The organism is Aliivibrio sifiae (assembly GCF_002954715.1).
GTDB classification, from domain to species: Bacteria; Pseudomonadota; Gammaproteobacteria; order Enterobacterales; family Vibrionaceae; genus Aliivibrio; species Aliivibrio sifiae.
Genome location: NZ_MSCP01000001.1, coordinates 293,942 through 310,049, shown reverse-complemented (window position 1 = coordinate 310,049; position 16,108 = coordinate 293,942). Strand labels below are relative to the sequence as shown.

Sequence of the window (16,108 nt, the reverse complement as noted above, 5' to 3'; positions counted from 1 at the left end):
CGACCTTATTTAATTTCTTTAATAACTTTTTCAGATAGATTGTCTTCTGGTTTTGCCCAAAGTAGTGTTTGAGCATCAACAACCATATCATAGCCTTCTTTGTTCGCTACTTTTTCTACTGTTTGTTGTACTTGCATGATCAACTTCTGACGTTCTTCGCCTTGACGACGACGGTTATCTTCATCTAATGCTTGTGCTTTTAGTTTGTAATCTGATTGAAGCGAAGCAATTTCACGCTCAAGTTTTGTTTTACCTGACGCACCTAGAAGCTCACCATCACGTTTGATCGTTTCTACTTTGTCTTTAATTTTTGACTCTAGGCTACGTAATTCATCAATACGGTCTTTAAACTCAGCACGAAGTTTTTCTGAAATAGCTTCACGTTGTGGCATTTGCTGAACGATTTGAGCCATGTTTACATAACCAATTTTGGTTGCTGCTTCTGCTGCATTAGCAAAAAAAGAACCACTTAATAATACTGTGCCTAAAGCGGCTACTTTTACCAACTTTTTCAAAATCATATCCTTAATTAATTATTATCGACCTAAATTGAATCGGTTTACATTAACACTTTTCTATTAGAGCTATCAATGTTTAGAAAGTTCGACCAATGGTGAAACTAAAGAATTCTTCATCATCACCTTCATAAATCTTCACAGGTTTCGCAATTGAGAATACTAATGGCCCCATCGGAGACATCCATTGTAAAGCTGCACCATATGAAGAGCGGAAGTTTGATGGATCTGAATAATCATAGTAATACTGACCACCATCCATCCCTGGCTTAGGATCTTTATAGTCAAACTCTGTATCCCAAACACTCGCCATATCAAAGAAGACACTGGTACGAATTTGTCCTTGTGTTTCTTCACTTGCAAATGGAGTCGGTACAATCAGCTCAATACTTGCTAAAGCGGTAGCATTACCACCAACAGAATCATCAGTTGCTGCGTAAGAAGTATTATTACCTATTCCTCCATTTGAACCTTGTGCATAAACGGCTTTTGGACCCGCTGAGTTAGATCCAAAACCACGTAAGGTTGTAAAGCCGCCGGCATAAAAGTTCTCATAAAATGGGTACAGGTTGTCATTACCATCAGTTTGACCATAACCATTACCGTAACCCGCCTTACCACGCATTAATAATGCAAATTCGTGTTTCTTTGTTAACGGGAAGTACTGGCGAACTTCATATTGTGCTTTAAAGAACTGTGAATCAGAATTCGGGGTCGTTATCTTATAAGATGCTCGTTGGTAGTTACCCGCCGTTGGGAAATAACCTTTATTTAGGTTATTACGAGTCCAAGACAAAGTGACATCAAAATCACTTACGATCAGCGTTTGAGCACCTTCATCATAAGCATCACCAACTGAATTTAAGTATTGTTCAATTTGAACATAACCTTCTAAATTAGAGATCTTGTTATGAGTGTAGCCCACACCAATTTCGAAATAGTTTAATTCATCAAATGGGAAACCCCATGTGAGATTACCACCATAACTTTGGTTGGTATAATCGACAATACCTGCATCAGAAGCTTCAAATTCATTATAGAAAATCTTACCCCCTAAACTGACACCATCAAGGTTCCAGTAAGGATCACGATAATCTAAGCTAATGTTCTTTTGATAATCGTTCATCATTGCATTGATACCAACACGGTTACCAGAACCGATGAAGTTATCTTGCTGAAGACCAACTTGGAAGCTCACGCCTGATTCAGTACCGTAACCGACACCAAAGTTAACACTTCCTGAGTTTGCTTCTTTTACAGAATAAACGAGATCAACTTGGTCATCAGATCCTGGGACACGAACGGTTTGTACATCTACCGTTTCAAAGAAACCCAAACGGTTTAGACGGTTTTTACCCGTTTCAATCGATTTAGAATTTAACCAAGAACTTTCCATTTGACGCATTTCACGACGTAACACTTCATCTTTAGTTGATGTATTACCAACAAATTTGATATCACGAACATAGATACGATTACCGGCTTCTACATTAATAACTAGCGATACTGTTTGGTTCTCATCATCAAACTCTGGCATCGTACGAACTTGAGGATAAGCATAACCAGCTTCACCTAAAATACGTTTGATATTTTCTTCTAAGCGAGTAACTGCAGAGCCGTTATAAACTTCGCCATCTTCAAAAGGAACAAGCTTTTTAAATTCTTCTTCTTTGCCGATTAACTCGCCTTGGAACTTAACGCCACTAACGGTGTAAGGAGCACCTTCATCAACGGTTAACGCTATGTATACGCCTTTCTTATCCGGAGAAATAGAAACTTGAGTTGAATCTACCTGAAACTTTAAATAACCTCGGTCAAGGTAATATGAGCGTAATGCTTCAATGTCACCAGCAAGCACTTGTTTCTGGTATTTTTCATCAGCTAAGAAGTTCCACCACGCTACATCTACATTAAGATTGAAGCGGCTAAGGAGTTGTTCATCTGTAAAGACTTCATTACCAATAAAGTTAATTTGTTGAATTTTAGCTGAAACACCTTCAGTAAATACAAACTTAAGATCTGCACGGTTTCGAGGTAATGGAGTAACAACTGCATGAACGGTTGCATTGTACTTACCAACACTGTAATAAAAGTCTTCTAAGCCCTTTTCAATATTACTTAATGTAGTTCGGTCTAATGCTTCACCAACACGAATAGAAGAGGCTTCTAAGTTCTGTTGCATCTGTTCTTCTTTGATCGCTTTATTGCCAGAAAAAGAGATATTTGCAATCGTTGGACGTTCCGTCACTTTAATTAGTAATGCATTCCCATCACGAAATACCTTTACGTCTTCAAAGTTACCAGAAGCAAATAATGCTTGAATTACCTGAGATACGTCTTGCTGGCTCATACTATCACCAACACGAACAGGGGTCTTAAGTAATGCTGCACCTAATGCGACACGCTGTAATCCCTCAAAGCGTATATCATCAATAACAAATGTTTCTGCGCTCTGCGCTGCAACGCTGCCAAAAAGCAGTGAGGCTATCAACAATTTTTTCATCGCCATAATACGTTTTATTATTCCCTTGCTACTACTTAAAGGCGCATAAAGTCGTTAAATAAAGCGACAGCCATTAATGACATAATCATTGCTGTTCCTACTTTATAACCAATTTCTTGAACTCTTTCTGATACAGGCTTACGCGTAATCCCTTCTATTGCAAAGAAGAGTAAATGCCCACCATCCAATACAGGAAGAGGTAATAAATTAATAATACCTAAATTAACACTAATTAAAGCTAAAAATCCTAAAAATGATACTAAACCATATTCAGCTGTAGTACCTGCGCCTTTGGCTATCGAAATAGGACCACTTAAATTATTTAACGCTACATCACCCGTGAATAATTTCTTAGTCATGGTTAATGTTAAATCAATAATATTACCGGTTTTTTCTACTGCTTTTTCAAAAGCAACGATTGGACCATATTGTTTTTCATAACGGTAACCTTCAGGCCATTCTTCGAATATAGGAGAGACTCCAGCAAAACCAATGATTTTACCATCTGCGATCTCTTTGCTATCTGGCGTTAATGTTAACGTTGTTTGCTCATTATCACGAAGAACAATTAATTCTATCGCTTTATTTGGATTTGCTTGTATCGCCTCAACCATCTCTTGCCATTCTGTTAATTGATGACCATTAACAGAAACCAAACGATCACCAACCAATAAGCCTGATTTTTCAGCTGCACTATTGGCGCTAACATTGGCGACATTTAAAGTTAACGCTGGGCGGTAAGGAAGAAAACCTAGAGACACCATTGGTGAATCTTTTTCTGGATCAAATTTCCAATCAGATAAATCAAGAGTCGTTGTAACATCTACACCAATATTATTTTCATCGCTATAGGTTACCGTCATCGACTCATCACCAATATGAGAAACAATCGCCATATTAACTGCTTCCCAATCCGAGGTTTTGATTCCTGAAATGGCTTTTAGTTCCACTCCAGATTCAATTCCTGCTTGAGAAAAAATTGAATTATTATCAATATGTCCAACAACTGGCTTTAATGCAGTCACTCCGATCATAAAAGCAAGCCAACACGCTACCACTGCAAAAATAAAATTCGCGATTGGTCCTGCGGCAACAATGGCACTTCTTTGCCATAAAGGACGGTTATTAAAAGCATGTTGTTTAAGTTCTTCAGGAACCTCATCAACACGTTCATCCAACATTTTCACATAACCCCCAAGCGGGATCATTGATATATTATATTCCGTGCCGTCTTTGCCTTTTCTGCTCCAGATTGACTTACCAAAACCAATAGAAAATTTCTCAACAATTACACCACAACGGCGAGCTACCCAAAAATGACCATATTCATGAACAGCAACAAGAATACCTAGTGCGATAATAAATGATGATAGATTCCATAGAAGTTCTGACATAGTTAAACCTTTTTAATTGCCTCATCGGCATAATGACGGGCCATTCTATCTAGGTCAATCAGGCTTTCCAAGCTATCTAGCTCAAGGTTTTGGAAGTTTGCGCATACTTTGTCCAAAACCGACTCATTAATTCGAGCTATATCTGTAAATTTAATCTGACCGTCCAAAAAAGCAGCGACTGATTGTTCATTAGCTGCATTTAACCCTGTCGTCGCGTGCTGACCTAAATAACATGCGTCAATAGCTAATTTCAAACATGGGTAACGAGAAAAGTCTGGCTCAAGAAAACTAAACTCTCCCACTTTAGTAAAATCAAGTGGTTCAACTCCAGCATTTACTCTTTTAGGATAAGACATAGTGCAGGCAATTGGGGTTCTCATATCGGGAAGTCCCATTTGCGCTAAGACAGAACCATCCTTGTACTGAACCATAGAGTGGATAACTGATTGAGGATGAATAACAACTTTCAACTGCTCTTTGCTTGCGTTAAACAGCCAACGAGCTTCTATATATTCCAACCCTTTATTCATCATGGTTGCTGAATCAACAGAGATCTTAGGTCCCATTGACCAGTTAGGGTGAGCAATCGCCATTTCTGGTGTTACCGACTCTAATTCTGAAATATCGGTATAACGAAATGGACCACCTGAACCAGTTAATAAAATAGAGCTAATGCCATTAGCATCTAAATCACAACGCCCTAAATTGGTTTGAATTCTCTCAGGAAGACATTGAAAAATTGCATTATGTTCACTATCAACTGGCAATAACTCGGCACCATATGTTTCGACAGCATCAATAAATAATTGCCCAGACATGACTAAAGCTTCTTTATTCGCAAGTAATATGCGCTTTCCAGCTTTAACTGCTGACATGGTTGGTAACAGACCAGCTGCCCCAACAATCGCAGCCATGACCGTATCAACATCATCAAGTTGAGCTATATGACACAGCCCTTTCTCACCAGAAAGAACCTCGATATTAAGACCATGCTCTTTTAGCTTAACCGCTAATACGTTTGCAGCATCAGAACTGGCCATAGCAACATATTTAGGTTGCCATTCACAACAAAGCTCCAGCATCTTTTCAACGTTGCTTCCTGCACCCAATGCAACAACATCAAATTTATCGGCGTTTTGTTTTGCGACTGAAAGTGTACTACTACCAATAGAGCCAGTAGCGCCTAAGATGGTTAACTTGCGCATAATGAATGACCACAATGAAAATTGAATAGAAAAACGGTAGATTATAATATCTACCGTATAAATTAAATTGATTTAGTTTTTCAAAATAGAAAAGAAACTATAGAAAATACAAGAAAGCAAACACTGGGAATGCAGCTGTTAAGCTATCAATACGGTCTAAGATACCACCGTGACCAGGAATGATCGTACCACTATCTTTAATACCAGATGCTCGCTTAAACATACTTTCAACAAGATCACCTAATACAGAAATAATAATAGTCACAATAAAAATACCCAGCATAGCTGCTGTACTTTCAAATCGGACCTCAAAGGCACTTGCTGCAACCCAACCAACGATAATCGCAGTAATGATCCCACCAATTAAACCTTCAATGGTTTTATTTGGGCTTACTGCTGGTGACATTTTACGTTTACCAAAAGTTTTACCAGCAAAATAAGCTCCGCTATCTGCAGCCCATACCAATAAACAAACCAGAAGAACTAATTTGGCACCATAAAAGCTATCAATCACATAACTATCGGCACGCAACAGTAAGATACTCCATAAAAATGGGATCATTGTTAGCCAACCAAAAATGTGCTTTAAAGGTAGGTTGTTTTGCCATAATGTTTTACTTTTAGGGAATGTTAAAACCAAACCTGAAGCAATTAACCACCATATTGAGCCGATCAATAAGATTGCTTGATGACCATCGCTTGGGATCGCTAATTCTAGAGTTGACGTTGGTAATAAAAAAAGAGAAGCGGCAAGCGCGATTACTGAAGGGACTAACGCTATATAACGAGATTTAGATTCTGTAAACTGAGTCCACTCCCAAAAACCAACAAGAGTAATTGCGGTAATTGCAATAAGGAAACCTTGCATTGGCAACATGAAGATCCCCGCAATAACTAGGGGTGCTAAAATAAGAGCGGTAATAATACGCTGTTTCAAACTTTATAGATCCTTTTCGTTCATTAGAGCTTGGATTTGCTCACCTGTACAACCAAATCGTCTTTCTCGACTAACAAACCAAGCAATAGCATCTGCTAAGCTTTGCTCATTAAAGTCAGGCCAATATTGGTCAGTGAAATAGAACTCAGCATAAGCCATTTGCCACAACATAAAGTTGCTAATACGGCACTCGCCACTGGTTCTTATCATCAAATCCACATCAGGTAAGTCTGACATTGTTAGCTTAGAAGCAATAGACGCCTCATCAATATCATTAACCTGTAAATTACCTTGCTCTACTTGATAAGCAAGACGTTTAACTGCTTGGGTAATATCCCACTTGCCGCCATAATTTGCAGCAACATTTAACACTAACCCTGAATTTTCACAAGTTAATGCTTCAGCATCAATAATCTTCTTTTGAAGACGAGCGCTGAATTGAGAAGTATCACCTATAACGCGTAATTGAATGTTATTTTTATGAAGACGCTTAACTTCACGGGAAAGAACCGTAATAAACAGCTCCATGAGGACACTAACCTCTTCCTCAGGGCGACGCCAATTCTCGCTACTAAAAGCAAAAAGAGTAATGGCACTTATCCCTAACTTACTGGCTGCTGATATGGTTTTTCTCACCGCATCAACACCGGCTTTATGACCAAATACACGAGGCTTACCCTGAGCTTTCGCCCAACGTCCATTACCATCCATGATTACCGCAATATGCTTTGGTAATACTTCAGATGATAAAAACTCGCTGTTAGTTTGACTGGCCATATAACTCCCTTAAAAATAAAAGCGCTAATGTCTACACATAGCGCTTCTTATCGTGTTCATCGCGGACATCATATCATTATTTATATGAAAAAATCAGCCTGAACAATGAGTAATAAAAGTAAATTATACTTCCATTAACTCTTTTTCTTTTACTGAAAGCACTTCATCAATGCTCTTAACAGCAGAATCTGTCAGTTTTTGAATCTCGTCTTGTGCTCTACGATCATCATCTTCTGAGATTTCTTTCTCTTTAAGAAGACCTTTAAGATCGCCATTTGCATCACGACGGATGTTACGAACAGCAACACGTGCGCCTTCAGCTTCACCACGTACAATCTTAACAAGGTCTTTACGACGCTCTTCTGTTAACGGTGGAAGTGGTACACGAATTACCGTACCAGCAGACATTGGGTTTAAACCAAGATCTGACATCATGATTGCTTTCTCAACAAGGCCAGCAAGCTCTTTGTCAAAAACAGTAATAGCAAGAGTACGTGAATCTTCAGCAATGATGTTTGCTACTTGATTGATTGGTGTTCTTGCACCGTAATACTCAACAGAAAGACCAGCAAGAAGACTTGGGTGAGCACGACCTGTACGAATTTTTAGCAGGCTGTTTCTCAGTGCTTCTACGCTTTTTTCCATGCGCTCTTGAGCGTCTTTTTTAATTTCGTTAATCACAACTTCACCTTAATTGTTATTTTATTCCGGACTTATACCAATGTAATCAATGGAATTGGTATTATTCAGCGCTGCTGATTAAAGTACCTTCAGCTTCACCCATTACAACACGACGCAATGAACCCGGCTTATTCATATTGAATACGCGGATTGGCATTTTATGGTCACGAGCAAGAGTAAACGCAGCTAAGTCCATAACTTTTAATTCTTTTTCAAGAACAGTGTTGTAATCCAGTTTATCATATAATTCTGCATCAGGGTTAGATACTGGATCAGCGGTAAATACACCATCTACTTTTGTTGCTTTTAAAACGACATCTGCTTCGATTTCAATACCACGTAAACACGCAGCCGAATCTGTTGTAAAGAATGGATTACCTGTACCTGCAGAAAAAATTACTACACGGCCTTGACGAAGTTGAGCGATTGCATCCGCCCAGTTGTAATCGTCGCATACACCTTTTAAAGGGATAGCAGACATAACACGAGCATTCACGTAAGCACGGTGAAGAGCATCACGCATAGCAAGCCCATTCATTACCGTTGCTAGCATACCCATGTGATCGCCTACTACGCGATTCATGCCTGCTTCAGCAAGGCCTGCACCACGAAAAAGGTTACCACCACCAATAACAACACCAACTTGAACACCAAGTTCGATCAATTCTTTTATTTCTTGAGCCATACGCTCAAGTGTTGCAGGGTCAATACCAAAACCCTCTTCGCCTTGAAGTGCTTCACCACTAAGTTTTAATAGAATACGCTGATATACTGGTTTCGGGTTCGTCGTCATGGTTCTTACCTTTTCACTAAGAGTTGTCGAAATAACTGTAACCATTTTAAATTAAACAAAATAATAAGATAAAATGGTTACAACTATTACTTTATATTAAGGCCATAGGCTATTAATAAACTTACTTCGCATTCACAAAAAGACCGTAGCAAAGCCACGGTCTTTTTTATCAACAATACAAAAGGATTAACCTTTTTGTACCGCTGCTACTTCGTCAGCAAAGCTCATTTCAGCCGCTTTCTCGATACCTTCACCAACTTCTAGACGTACGAAGTTAGATACTGATGCACCTTTTTCTTTAAGAATTTCAGCAACAGTTTTCTTAGGTTCCATGATGAAAGCTTGACCTGTTAGAGAAACTTCGCCCGTGAATTTCTTCATACGGCCGATAACCATTTTCTCAGCGATTTCTTGAGGTTTGCCTTCGTTCATAGCGATTTCAACTTGAACAGCTTTTTCTTTTTCTACTACTTCAGCAGGTACGTCAGATGGGTTAACGTACTCAGGCTTAGAAGCAGCAACGTGCATAGCGATGTGCTTAAGCGTATCAGCTTCGCCTTCACCAGCAACAACAACACCGATTTTCTCGCCGTGACGGTAAGAAGCAAGTGCTACGCCTTCAACAAGTTGAACGCGACGGATGCTGATGTTTTCGCCGATTTTAGTAACTAGAGCGATACGAGCATCTTCAAATTTAGCTTGAAGAGCTTCGATGTCTAGACGCTCAGCTAAAGCTGTTTCAGCAACTTCGTTAGCGAATGCTAGGAAACCAGCATCTTTAGCTACGAAGTCAGTTTGACAGTTAACTTCAAGAAGAACGGCAACGCCAGCTTCTTCTTTAATAATGATTGTGCCTTCAGCAGCGATGTTGCCTGCTTTTTTAGCCGCTTTTGCTGCGCCAGATTTACGCATGTTTTCGATTGCTAGCTCGATGTCGCCTTCAGCTTCAACAAGTGCTTTCTTACATTCCATCATACCAGCAGCAGTACGTTCACGAAGTTCTTTAACTAGAGCAGCAGTTACAGTTGCCATTCTCAATTCCTCAATATAAATAGGTATAAAAGTTAAAAATCAGGGGCCAAATTGGGCCCCTGCTAACTATATTTAGTTTACTACGAAACTAAAAGACTCACTAGGAGCAAATAATAATTCGACGAGTCGAAAAATTACTCAGCTTCTACGAAACCGTCTTTTTCAGCTACAGCTGCAACGTCTTGGTTACGACCAGACTTTACAGAATCAGCAGCAGCGTTCAGGTAAAGTTGGATAGCGCGGATTGCGTCATCGTTACCTGGGATAATGTAGTCAACGCCATCTGGGTTTGAGTTAGTATCAACAACAGCAAATACTGGGATACCTAGGTTGTTTGCTTCTTTAACTGCAATGTGCTCATGGTCAGCATCGATAACAAATAACGCATCTGGAAGACCGTTCATGTTTTTGATACCACCTAGAGATTTCTCTAGTTTTTCCATGCTACGTGTACGCATTAACGCTTCTTTCTTAGTAATCTTCTCAAAAGTACCGTCTTGAGCTTGAACTTCGAATTCTTTTAAACGTTTGATAGACTGACGAACAGTTTTAAAGTTAGTAAGCATGCCGCCTAACCAACGGTTGTTCACGTAGTACTGGTCACTGTTGATTGCAGCTTCTTTAACAGCTTCAGATGCAGCGCGCTTAGTACCAACGAAAAGAACTTTACCTTTTTTGCTACCGATTTTAGCAAGTTCTGCTAAAGCTTCGTTGAACATAGGTACAGTTTTTTCTAAATTGATGATATGAACTTTGTTACGAGCACCAAAGATGAATGGCTTCATTTTTGGGTTCCAGTAACGAGTTTGGTGACCGAAGTGAACACCAGCTTTAAGCATATCGCGCATTGATACAGTTGCCATTTGAGAATTCCTCTATTAAATGGGGTTAAGCCTCCACATACCCCGCTAGAATCCGACCCTAACTAATTAATGAATTCATTAAAAAATTGAGCACCCCGGACTGCGTGACGGTATGTGTGTGATTTAAAATTAAAGTATAGTCGGTATTGAGAACAAATTGTTCATCAATCCGGCGCGCTTTATACCATAAAAACGCCGTTAAAATCTACTATTTTCAAAAAAATCATTCTGATTCCCTTCTAAGCAAGAATTATTTTTCATTCTTCTTCATATTGAAAGATAAACACAGCCTAGGTAAACTAAGAACAATTATCGTTTAACCAGAACGATTTATTTCTAGATAGAGAAAAGCCCATGTCAGTAAATATTAAAAGCGCTGCAGAAATTGAAAAAATGCGCGTTGCCGGCCAATTAGCCGCAGAAGTACTTGAAATGATTGAACCCTTTGTAAAAGCTGGGGTAACAACTGAAGAACTTGATCAAATTTGCCACAAGCATATTACTGAAGTACAAGGTGCGATCCCTGCACCACTGAACTACCATGGTTTTCCTAAATCTATTTGTACCTCAATCAATCACATTGTATGTCACGGCATTCCGGCAACAAAAGATGAGCAATACAATGGTTTTACTAAACCAGCAGTACTAAAAGATGGCGATATTCTTAATATCGACATCACGGTAATCAAAGATGGTTACCATGGCGATACTTCAAAAATGTTTTTGATTGGTGACGTTAGCTCTACAGATAAGCGTCTATGCTTAATTGCACAAGAAAGCCTGTATGTTGGTATGCGTAAAGTAAAACCTGGTGTAAAACTAGGAGAAATTGGTACCGCAATTCAAAAATACATTAAAGGCACGACCCCTAAATGTTCTATTGTTCGTGATTACTGTGGTCACGGCATTGGTTCTCAGTTCCACGAAGAGCCACAAGTTGTTCATTACAAAAATAATGACCGCACTGTATTAAAAGCAGGTATGACATTTACTATCGAACCAATGATCAATTTAGGTAAATTTGGTTGCCTACAAGACGATAATGATGGTTGGACTGTTTATACTGGTGACGGTAAAAATACAGCCCAATGGGAACATACTATTTTAGTTACCGAAACAGGTTGTGAAGTATTAACACTTCGAACTGAAGAAAGTATTCCTCGACACATGGTTAACAAATAATAATGAAATAAACAGAAGGCTTCGGTCTTCTGTTTCTTTATCAGCAGGGATTGCTATGAATTATACATCTCCTCTTGCCTTATCCGACCAACAACTAACAATTGCGGAATTAAAACAACAACTAACTATCTTCTCCCAACACCAAATCACCTCTTTCCATCAACAAAATATACCCGTCTCTGATTTAGTTTTTGAACGCTCTCATTACTTTGATCAATTACTATCTCGATTATGGCATTTCTTTAAATTTGAACAGTTACCAAATACAACTTTAATAGCGGTTGGAGGCTATGGCCGCAGCGAACTTCACCCTTTGTCTGACATTGATATTTTAATCTTAAATAATGACAATCTAAGTGAATCATTCTGCCAAAAAGTCAGTGATTTTGTCACCTTGCTTTGGGATTTAAAACTAGAAGTCGGCCATAGTGTTCGCTCTTTAGATGAATGTATTGATATTGGTAAAAGTGATTTAACCGTTGCGACTAATTTACAAGAAGCACGCTATATTTGTGGTGATAAAGAATTTGCTCATCAATTAAAATTAAGTATTCATTCTGATAGCTTTTGGCCTAGTGAAGCTTTCTATCAGGCTAAAATTGATGAACAAAAAAAGCGTCATAGCCGCTATCACGATACAACTTACAATTTAGAACCAGATATCAAATCAAGTCCTGGAGGATTACGAGATATCCATACCTTAAGTTGGATAGCCCGACGTCATTTTGGCGCAACATCATTGCTAGAGATGAGCCAAGCGGGGTTTTTAACAGATGCAGAATACCGTGAATTAGTTGAATGCCAAGAGTTTCTATGGCGTGTTCGTTTTGCCTTGCACATTGAATTAAAACGCTACGATAATAGACTGACTTTTGGACACCAACCTCAAGTTGCAGAGCGCTTAGGATTTATTGGTGAAGGAAATCGTGGCGTTGAACGCATGATGAAAGAGTTCTATCGCACACTACGCCGTGTTGCTGAACTTAATAGTATGTTATTGAAGATTTTTGACGAAGCGATCATTCATCAAGGAGAACAAGAAGAAGCCATTATTATCAATGATGACTTCCAACGTCGTGGACGCTTAATTGAAGCAAGGAAACCAGCTTTATTTCAGGCTCGCCCTGCTACGATTCTTGATATGTTTTTGCTTATTGCCAATGACTCAACAATTGATGGTGTCGCTCCGCCAACAATGCGTCAATTACGCACAGCTCGCCGCCGACTGAATCGCTTTTTATGCGAAATCCCAGAAGCCAGAGACAAGTTCATCACTTTAACTCAACATCCTAATGCCCTTCATAAAGCATTCAGTGTTATGCACCGATTAGGGGTTCTTTCGGCCTATTTACCGCAATGGAGTCAAATTGTAGGCCAAATGCAATTTGACCTCTTCCATGCTTATACTGTTGATGAGCACAGTATGCGACTGCTAAAACACATTAATACATTTTCTGAACCAGAAAACAGGAAAAAGCATCCTATATGCTGTGAAGTCTATCCAAAGATAATAAAAAAAGAATTACTCATTATCGCTGCTATCTTTCACGACATAGCAAAGGGTCGAGGAGGCGATCATTCAGAACTTGGCGCAGTTGATGCCTATGAGTTTTGTATTAACCATGGTTTATCAAAACCTGAGGCTAATCTTGTTGCTTGGTTAGTTAAAAGCCACCTACTGATGTCTGTAACAGCCCAACGTCGCGATATTTATGATCCTGATGTCATTACTGAATTTGCAAAACATGTTAGAGATGAAGAGCGTTTAGATTACCTAGTCTGTCTTACTGTTGCTGATATCAGTGCAACCAATCCCGAGCTTTGGAATAGTTGGAAACGAACTCTTATTGCTGACTTATACAATGCAACTCAGCGAGCACTACGTCGTGGTTTAGAGAATCCACCCGATATGCGTGAACGTATTCGCCACAATCAACACATGTCCTCTGCTCAACTTAGAGCGGAAGGATTTACGCAATGGCAAATCGACAATTTGTGGCGACGCTTTAAAGCCGATTATTTTTTACGCCATACGCACCAACAGATTGCGTGGCATGCGAGCAATCTTCTTAATCATTCAGACAAAGAGAAATCACTTATACTTATCAGTAAAAACCCAACGCGTGGTGGTACTGAAATTTTCATTTATAGTAAAGATCAGGCTCATCTTTTTGCTACCGTAGCTGCTGAACTGGATAGACGAAGCATTACTATTTATGATGCTCAAATTATGTCGAGTAAAGACGGTTACGCACTTGATACCTTTATGGTATTAGATCAAAACGATGATCCGATTGATGAAGACAGACAGCAACGTTTAATCGATCAACTGTATGCAGTAGAGCTAGAAACTCAAGAAACACATATTAAAACTCGCCGTCCACCACGACAATTACAGCATTTTACCGTTAAAACTCGTATGGAATTTCTTCCAACTAAAACGGGTAAACGCACCTTAATGGAATTTGTTGCATTAGATACTCCGGGGTTACTGGCCACAGTAGGGGCAACTTTTGCACGTTTAGGAGTAAACCTTCATGCTGCAAAGATAACAACTATTGGTGAACGAGCAGAAGATCTCTTTATTCTAACATCTGAAACGGGTGGCCGCCTTGATGAAGAAAAACAAGATGAGCTCAAAACTGCACTCATTGAGAATGTGGATAACTTAATTAATTAAGATTTCAAGCAGTGCCATTTAAACTTAACGGATCTATCCCACAAGTTTGTTTAACGCTGTTTGTCATATTCTTTATCTTAGATGAAGATTGAAGTAACAAGATAATAACAATGGAGTAAACCATGTACCCACACCTAGTTAGCCTTGGAATTTCAGAACCTGAAAAGATCGAACGTTACTCTTTACGTCAAGAAGCACATAAAGACGTACTAAAAATTTACTTTGGTAAGCAAAAAGGGGAGTTATTCGCTAAAAGCGTAAAATTTAAGTACCCACGCCAAGTAAAAAATGTCTTAGTTGATAGTGGTAGCCATCGCTATAAAGAAACTACCGAGATTAATCGTAACCTCACGCTAATCATTGATGAGCTAAATAAAATTACGCGCCCAGAAAAAGAAACACCAGCAGATGTGAAAAAGAAAATCCTTAAAGATCTTCGCCATTTAGAAAAAGTCGTCGCAAGTAAAATTGAAGAAATCGAACGAGATTTAGATAAATTATAATATCCGAATTACTAGATTAACTAACAACAGAAATAAAAATGGACCAATTAAGGTCCATTTTTTATAAGTAGAATATGTAAATTACCGGTTAAGGCATCTGCTCAAATTCTTCTTCACCTTCTTTATCTACAGGTGTTGGCATTAAGTGTTCACGCGTAATACCTAATCTTAGAGCTAATGCAGAAGCAACATAGATAGAAGAATACGTACCAACAGTAATACCCAATAGCAATGCAAGAGCAAAACCGTGGATCATTGCTCCACCTTGAGTAAACAATGCAATTACAACAAACAGAGTCGTAGCTGAAGTAATCAACGTACGGCTTAATGTTTGAGTAATTGAATCATTCATAATATCTTCAGGCTCACCCTTACGCATTTTCAAGAAATTTTCACGGATCCGGTCAAATACAACGATGGTATCATTCAAGGAATAACCCACTACCGTTAATAGTGCCGCGATAATCGTCAAATCTACTTCTATTTGAAGGAATGAAAAAATACCCAGTGTAATAATAATATCGTGAGCCAGTGCTAATACCGCACCTGCTGCTAAACGCCATTGGAAACGAATCGATACGTAAGCCAAGATACATAGTAAAGAAACAAGGATAGCTAAACCACCGGCTTCAGTTAGTTCGTCACCCACATTTGGACCAACAAACTCAATACGACGCATCTCAACTTGATCACCAGTACCTTCTTTAATAGCACTGATAATTTGGTTACCTAATTCTTCCCCTTTCACATTTTCACGCGGCTGAAGACGAACAATAACATCACGTGCAGTACCAAAGTTTTGTACCGTTGCATCACCAAAACCTTTTGCTTCTAGTGCGCCACGAATATCTGTTAATTGAGCAGGCTGTTCAAAACCAACTTCAATTAATGTACCACCAGTAAAATCTAGGCCCCAGTTCAACCACTTTGTTGATAGCGTAGCAATTGAAGCTACAATCATCAGCATAGAGAAGAAAAAGGCAGGCTTAGACCAACGCATAAAGTCGATGGTTTTCTCTGCTTTCATTATTTGAAACATGACA

14 protein-coding genes are annotated in these 16,108 nt (G+C 39.0%); 3 read left to right on the top strand and 11 right to left on the bottom strand.

The annotated features are described in order from the left end of the window. Positions 1–5: 5 nt before the first annotated feature. The 10 genes from BTO23_RS01310 to rpsB form a co-directional block, all read right to left on the bottom strand. Positions 6–521 (bottom strand): OmpH family outer membrane protein, encoded by a 516-nt coding sequence (locus BTO23_RS01310; protein ID WP_060991655.1) that lies wholly within the window; start codon positions 519–521, stop codon positions 6–8. A gap of 73 nt (positions 522–594) precedes the next feature. Then, on the bottom strand, positions 595–3,024 hold the full coding sequence (gene bamA, locus BTO23_RS01305; protein ID WP_060991656.1) for an outer membrane protein assembly factor BamA: 2,430 nt from the start codon (positions 3,022–3,024) through the stop codon (positions 595–597). 29 nt (positions 3,025–3,053) lie between these two features. Further along, complete coding sequence (rseP, locus tag BTO23_RS01300; protein WP_060991657.1) at positions 3,054–4,412, bottom strand: sigma E protease regulator RseP; 1,359 nt, start codon at positions 4,410–4,412, stop codon at positions 3,054–3,056. A 2-nt stretch (positions 4,413–4,414) separates the two neighbouring features. Beyond that, a complete protein-coding gene (ispC, locus tag BTO23_RS01295; protein ID WP_060991658.1) occupies positions 4,415–5,617 on the bottom strand; it encodes a 1-deoxy-D-xylulose-5-phosphate reductoisomerase in 1,203 nt (400 codons plus the stop codon). Positions 5,618–5,714: 97 nt separating this feature from the next. After that, positions 5,715–6,554, bottom strand: coding sequence for a phosphatidate cytidylyltransferase (locus tag BTO23_RS01290; RefSeq protein ID WP_060991659.1), 840 nt, complete (start codon positions 6,552–6,554; stop codon positions 5,715–5,717). Positions 6,555–6,557: 3 nt separating this feature from the next. After that, entirely contained in the window at positions 6,558–7,331 is a 774-nt protein-coding gene (locus BTO23_RS01285; protein WP_060991660.1) for an undecaprenyl pyrophosphate synthase, read from the bottom strand. A gap of 123 nt (positions 7,332–7,454) precedes the next feature. Next, positions 7,455–8,012 (bottom strand): ribosome recycling factor, encoded by a 558-nt coding sequence (gene frr / locus BTO23_RS01280; RefSeq protein ID WP_060991661.1) that lies wholly within the window; start codon positions 8,010–8,012, stop codon positions 7,455–7,457. Between the two features lie 61 nt (positions 8,013–8,073). Next, a complete protein-coding gene (gene pyrH, locus BTO23_RS01275; RefSeq protein ID WP_060991662.1) occupies positions 8,074–8,805 on the bottom strand; it encodes a UMP kinase in 732 nt (243 codons plus the stop codon). A 186-nt stretch (positions 8,806–8,991) separates the two neighbouring features. Further along, entirely contained in the window at positions 8,992–9,837 is an 846-nt protein-coding gene (gene tsf / locus BTO23_RS01270; protein WP_060991663.1) for a translation elongation factor Ts, read from the bottom strand. A gap of 134 nt (positions 9,838–9,971) precedes the next feature. Further along, positions 9,972–10,700, bottom strand: a complete 729-nt coding sequence (rpsB, locus tag BTO23_RS01265) for a 30S ribosomal protein S2 (RefSeq protein WP_060991664.1) — start codon at positions 10,698–10,700, stop codon at positions 9,972–9,974. A gap of 354 nt (positions 10,701–11,054) precedes the next feature. Here rpsB and map point away from each other — a divergent pair, with 354 nt between their 5' ends. The 3 genes from map (at position 11,055) to BTO23_RS01250 (ending at position 15,065) form a co-directional block, all read left to right on the top strand. Continuing rightward, the gene (gene map, locus BTO23_RS01260) at positions 11,055–11,882 is read left to right on the top strand and encodes a type I methionyl aminopeptidase (protein WP_060991665.1); all 828 of its coding nucleotides are present in this window, start codon (positions 11,055–11,057) and stop codon (positions 11,880–11,882) included. A gap of 55 nt (positions 11,883–11,937) precedes the next feature. Next, positions 11,938–14,562, top strand: a complete 2,625-nt coding sequence (gene glnD / locus BTO23_RS01255; RefSeq protein ID WP_105062846.1) for a bifunctional uridylyltransferase/uridylyl-removing protein GlnD — start codon at positions 11,938–11,940, stop codon at positions 14,560–14,562. A 122-nt stretch (positions 14,563–14,684) separates the two neighbouring features. After that, on the top strand, positions 14,685–15,065 hold the full coding sequence (locus BTO23_RS01250) for a DUF3461 family protein (protein WP_060991667.1): 381 nt from the start codon (positions 14,685–14,687) through the stop codon (positions 15,063–15,065). Positions 15,066–15,153: 88 nt separating this feature from the next. Here the strand turns inward: BTO23_RS01250 and secF are convergent, their stop codons facing one another. Continuing rightward, complete coding sequence (gene secF / locus BTO23_RS01245) at positions 15,154–16,104, bottom strand: protein translocase subunit SecF (RefSeq protein ID WP_060991668.1); 951 nt, start codon at positions 16,102–16,104, stop codon at positions 15,154–15,156. Positions 16,105–16,108: the final 4 nt, after the last annotated feature.

What these genes read in the sequence shown, in the direction of transcription:
- map (WP_060991665.1), top strand. Translation starts at nt 11,055, where the DNA reads ATGTCAGTAAATATTAAAAGCGCTGCAGAAATTGAAAAAATGCGCGTT.
- rpsB (WP_060991664.1), bottom strand. Translation starts at nt 10,700, where the DNA reads ATGGCAACTGTATCAATGCGCGATATGCTTAAAGCTGGTGTTCACTTC.
- ispC (WP_060991658.1), bottom strand. Translation starts at nt 5,617, where the DNA reads ATGCGCAAGTTAACCATCTTAGGCGCTACTGGCTCTATTGGTAGTAGT.
- BTO23_RS01250 (WP_060991667.1), top strand. Translation starts at nt 14,685, where the DNA reads ATGTACCCACACCTAGTTAGCCTTGGAATTTCAGAACCTGAAAAGATC.
- secF (WP_060991668.1), bottom strand. Translation starts at nt 16,104, where the DNA reads ATGTTTCAAATAATGAAAGCAGAGAAAACCATCGACTTTATGCGTTGG.
- pyrH (WP_060991662.1), bottom strand. Translation starts at nt 8,805, where the DNA reads ATGACGACGAACCCGAAACCAGTATATCAGCGTATTCTATTAAAACTT.
- glnD (WP_105062846.1), top strand. Translation starts at nt 11,938, where the DNA reads ATGAATTATACATCTCCTCTTGCCTTATCCGACCAACAACTAACAATT.
- BTO23_RS01310 (WP_060991655.1), bottom strand. Translation starts at nt 521, where the DNA reads ATGATTTTGAAAAAGTTGGTAAAAGTAGCCGCTTTAGGCACAGTATTA.
- bamA (WP_060991656.1), bottom strand. Translation starts at nt 3,024, where the DNA reads ATGGCGATGAAAAAATTGTTGATAGCCTCACTGCTTTTTGGCAGCGTT.
- rseP (WP_060991657.1), bottom strand. Translation starts at nt 4,412, where the DNA reads ATGTCAGAACTTCTATGGAATCTATCATCATTTATTATCGCACTAGGT.
- tsf (WP_060991663.1), bottom strand. Translation starts at nt 9,837, where the DNA reads ATGGCAACTGTAACTGCTGCTCTAGTTAAAGAACTTCGTGAACGTACT.
- BTO23_RS01285 (WP_060991660.1), bottom strand. Translation starts at nt 7,331, where the DNA reads ATGGCCAGTCAAACTAACAGCGAGTTTTTATCATCTGAAGTATTACCA.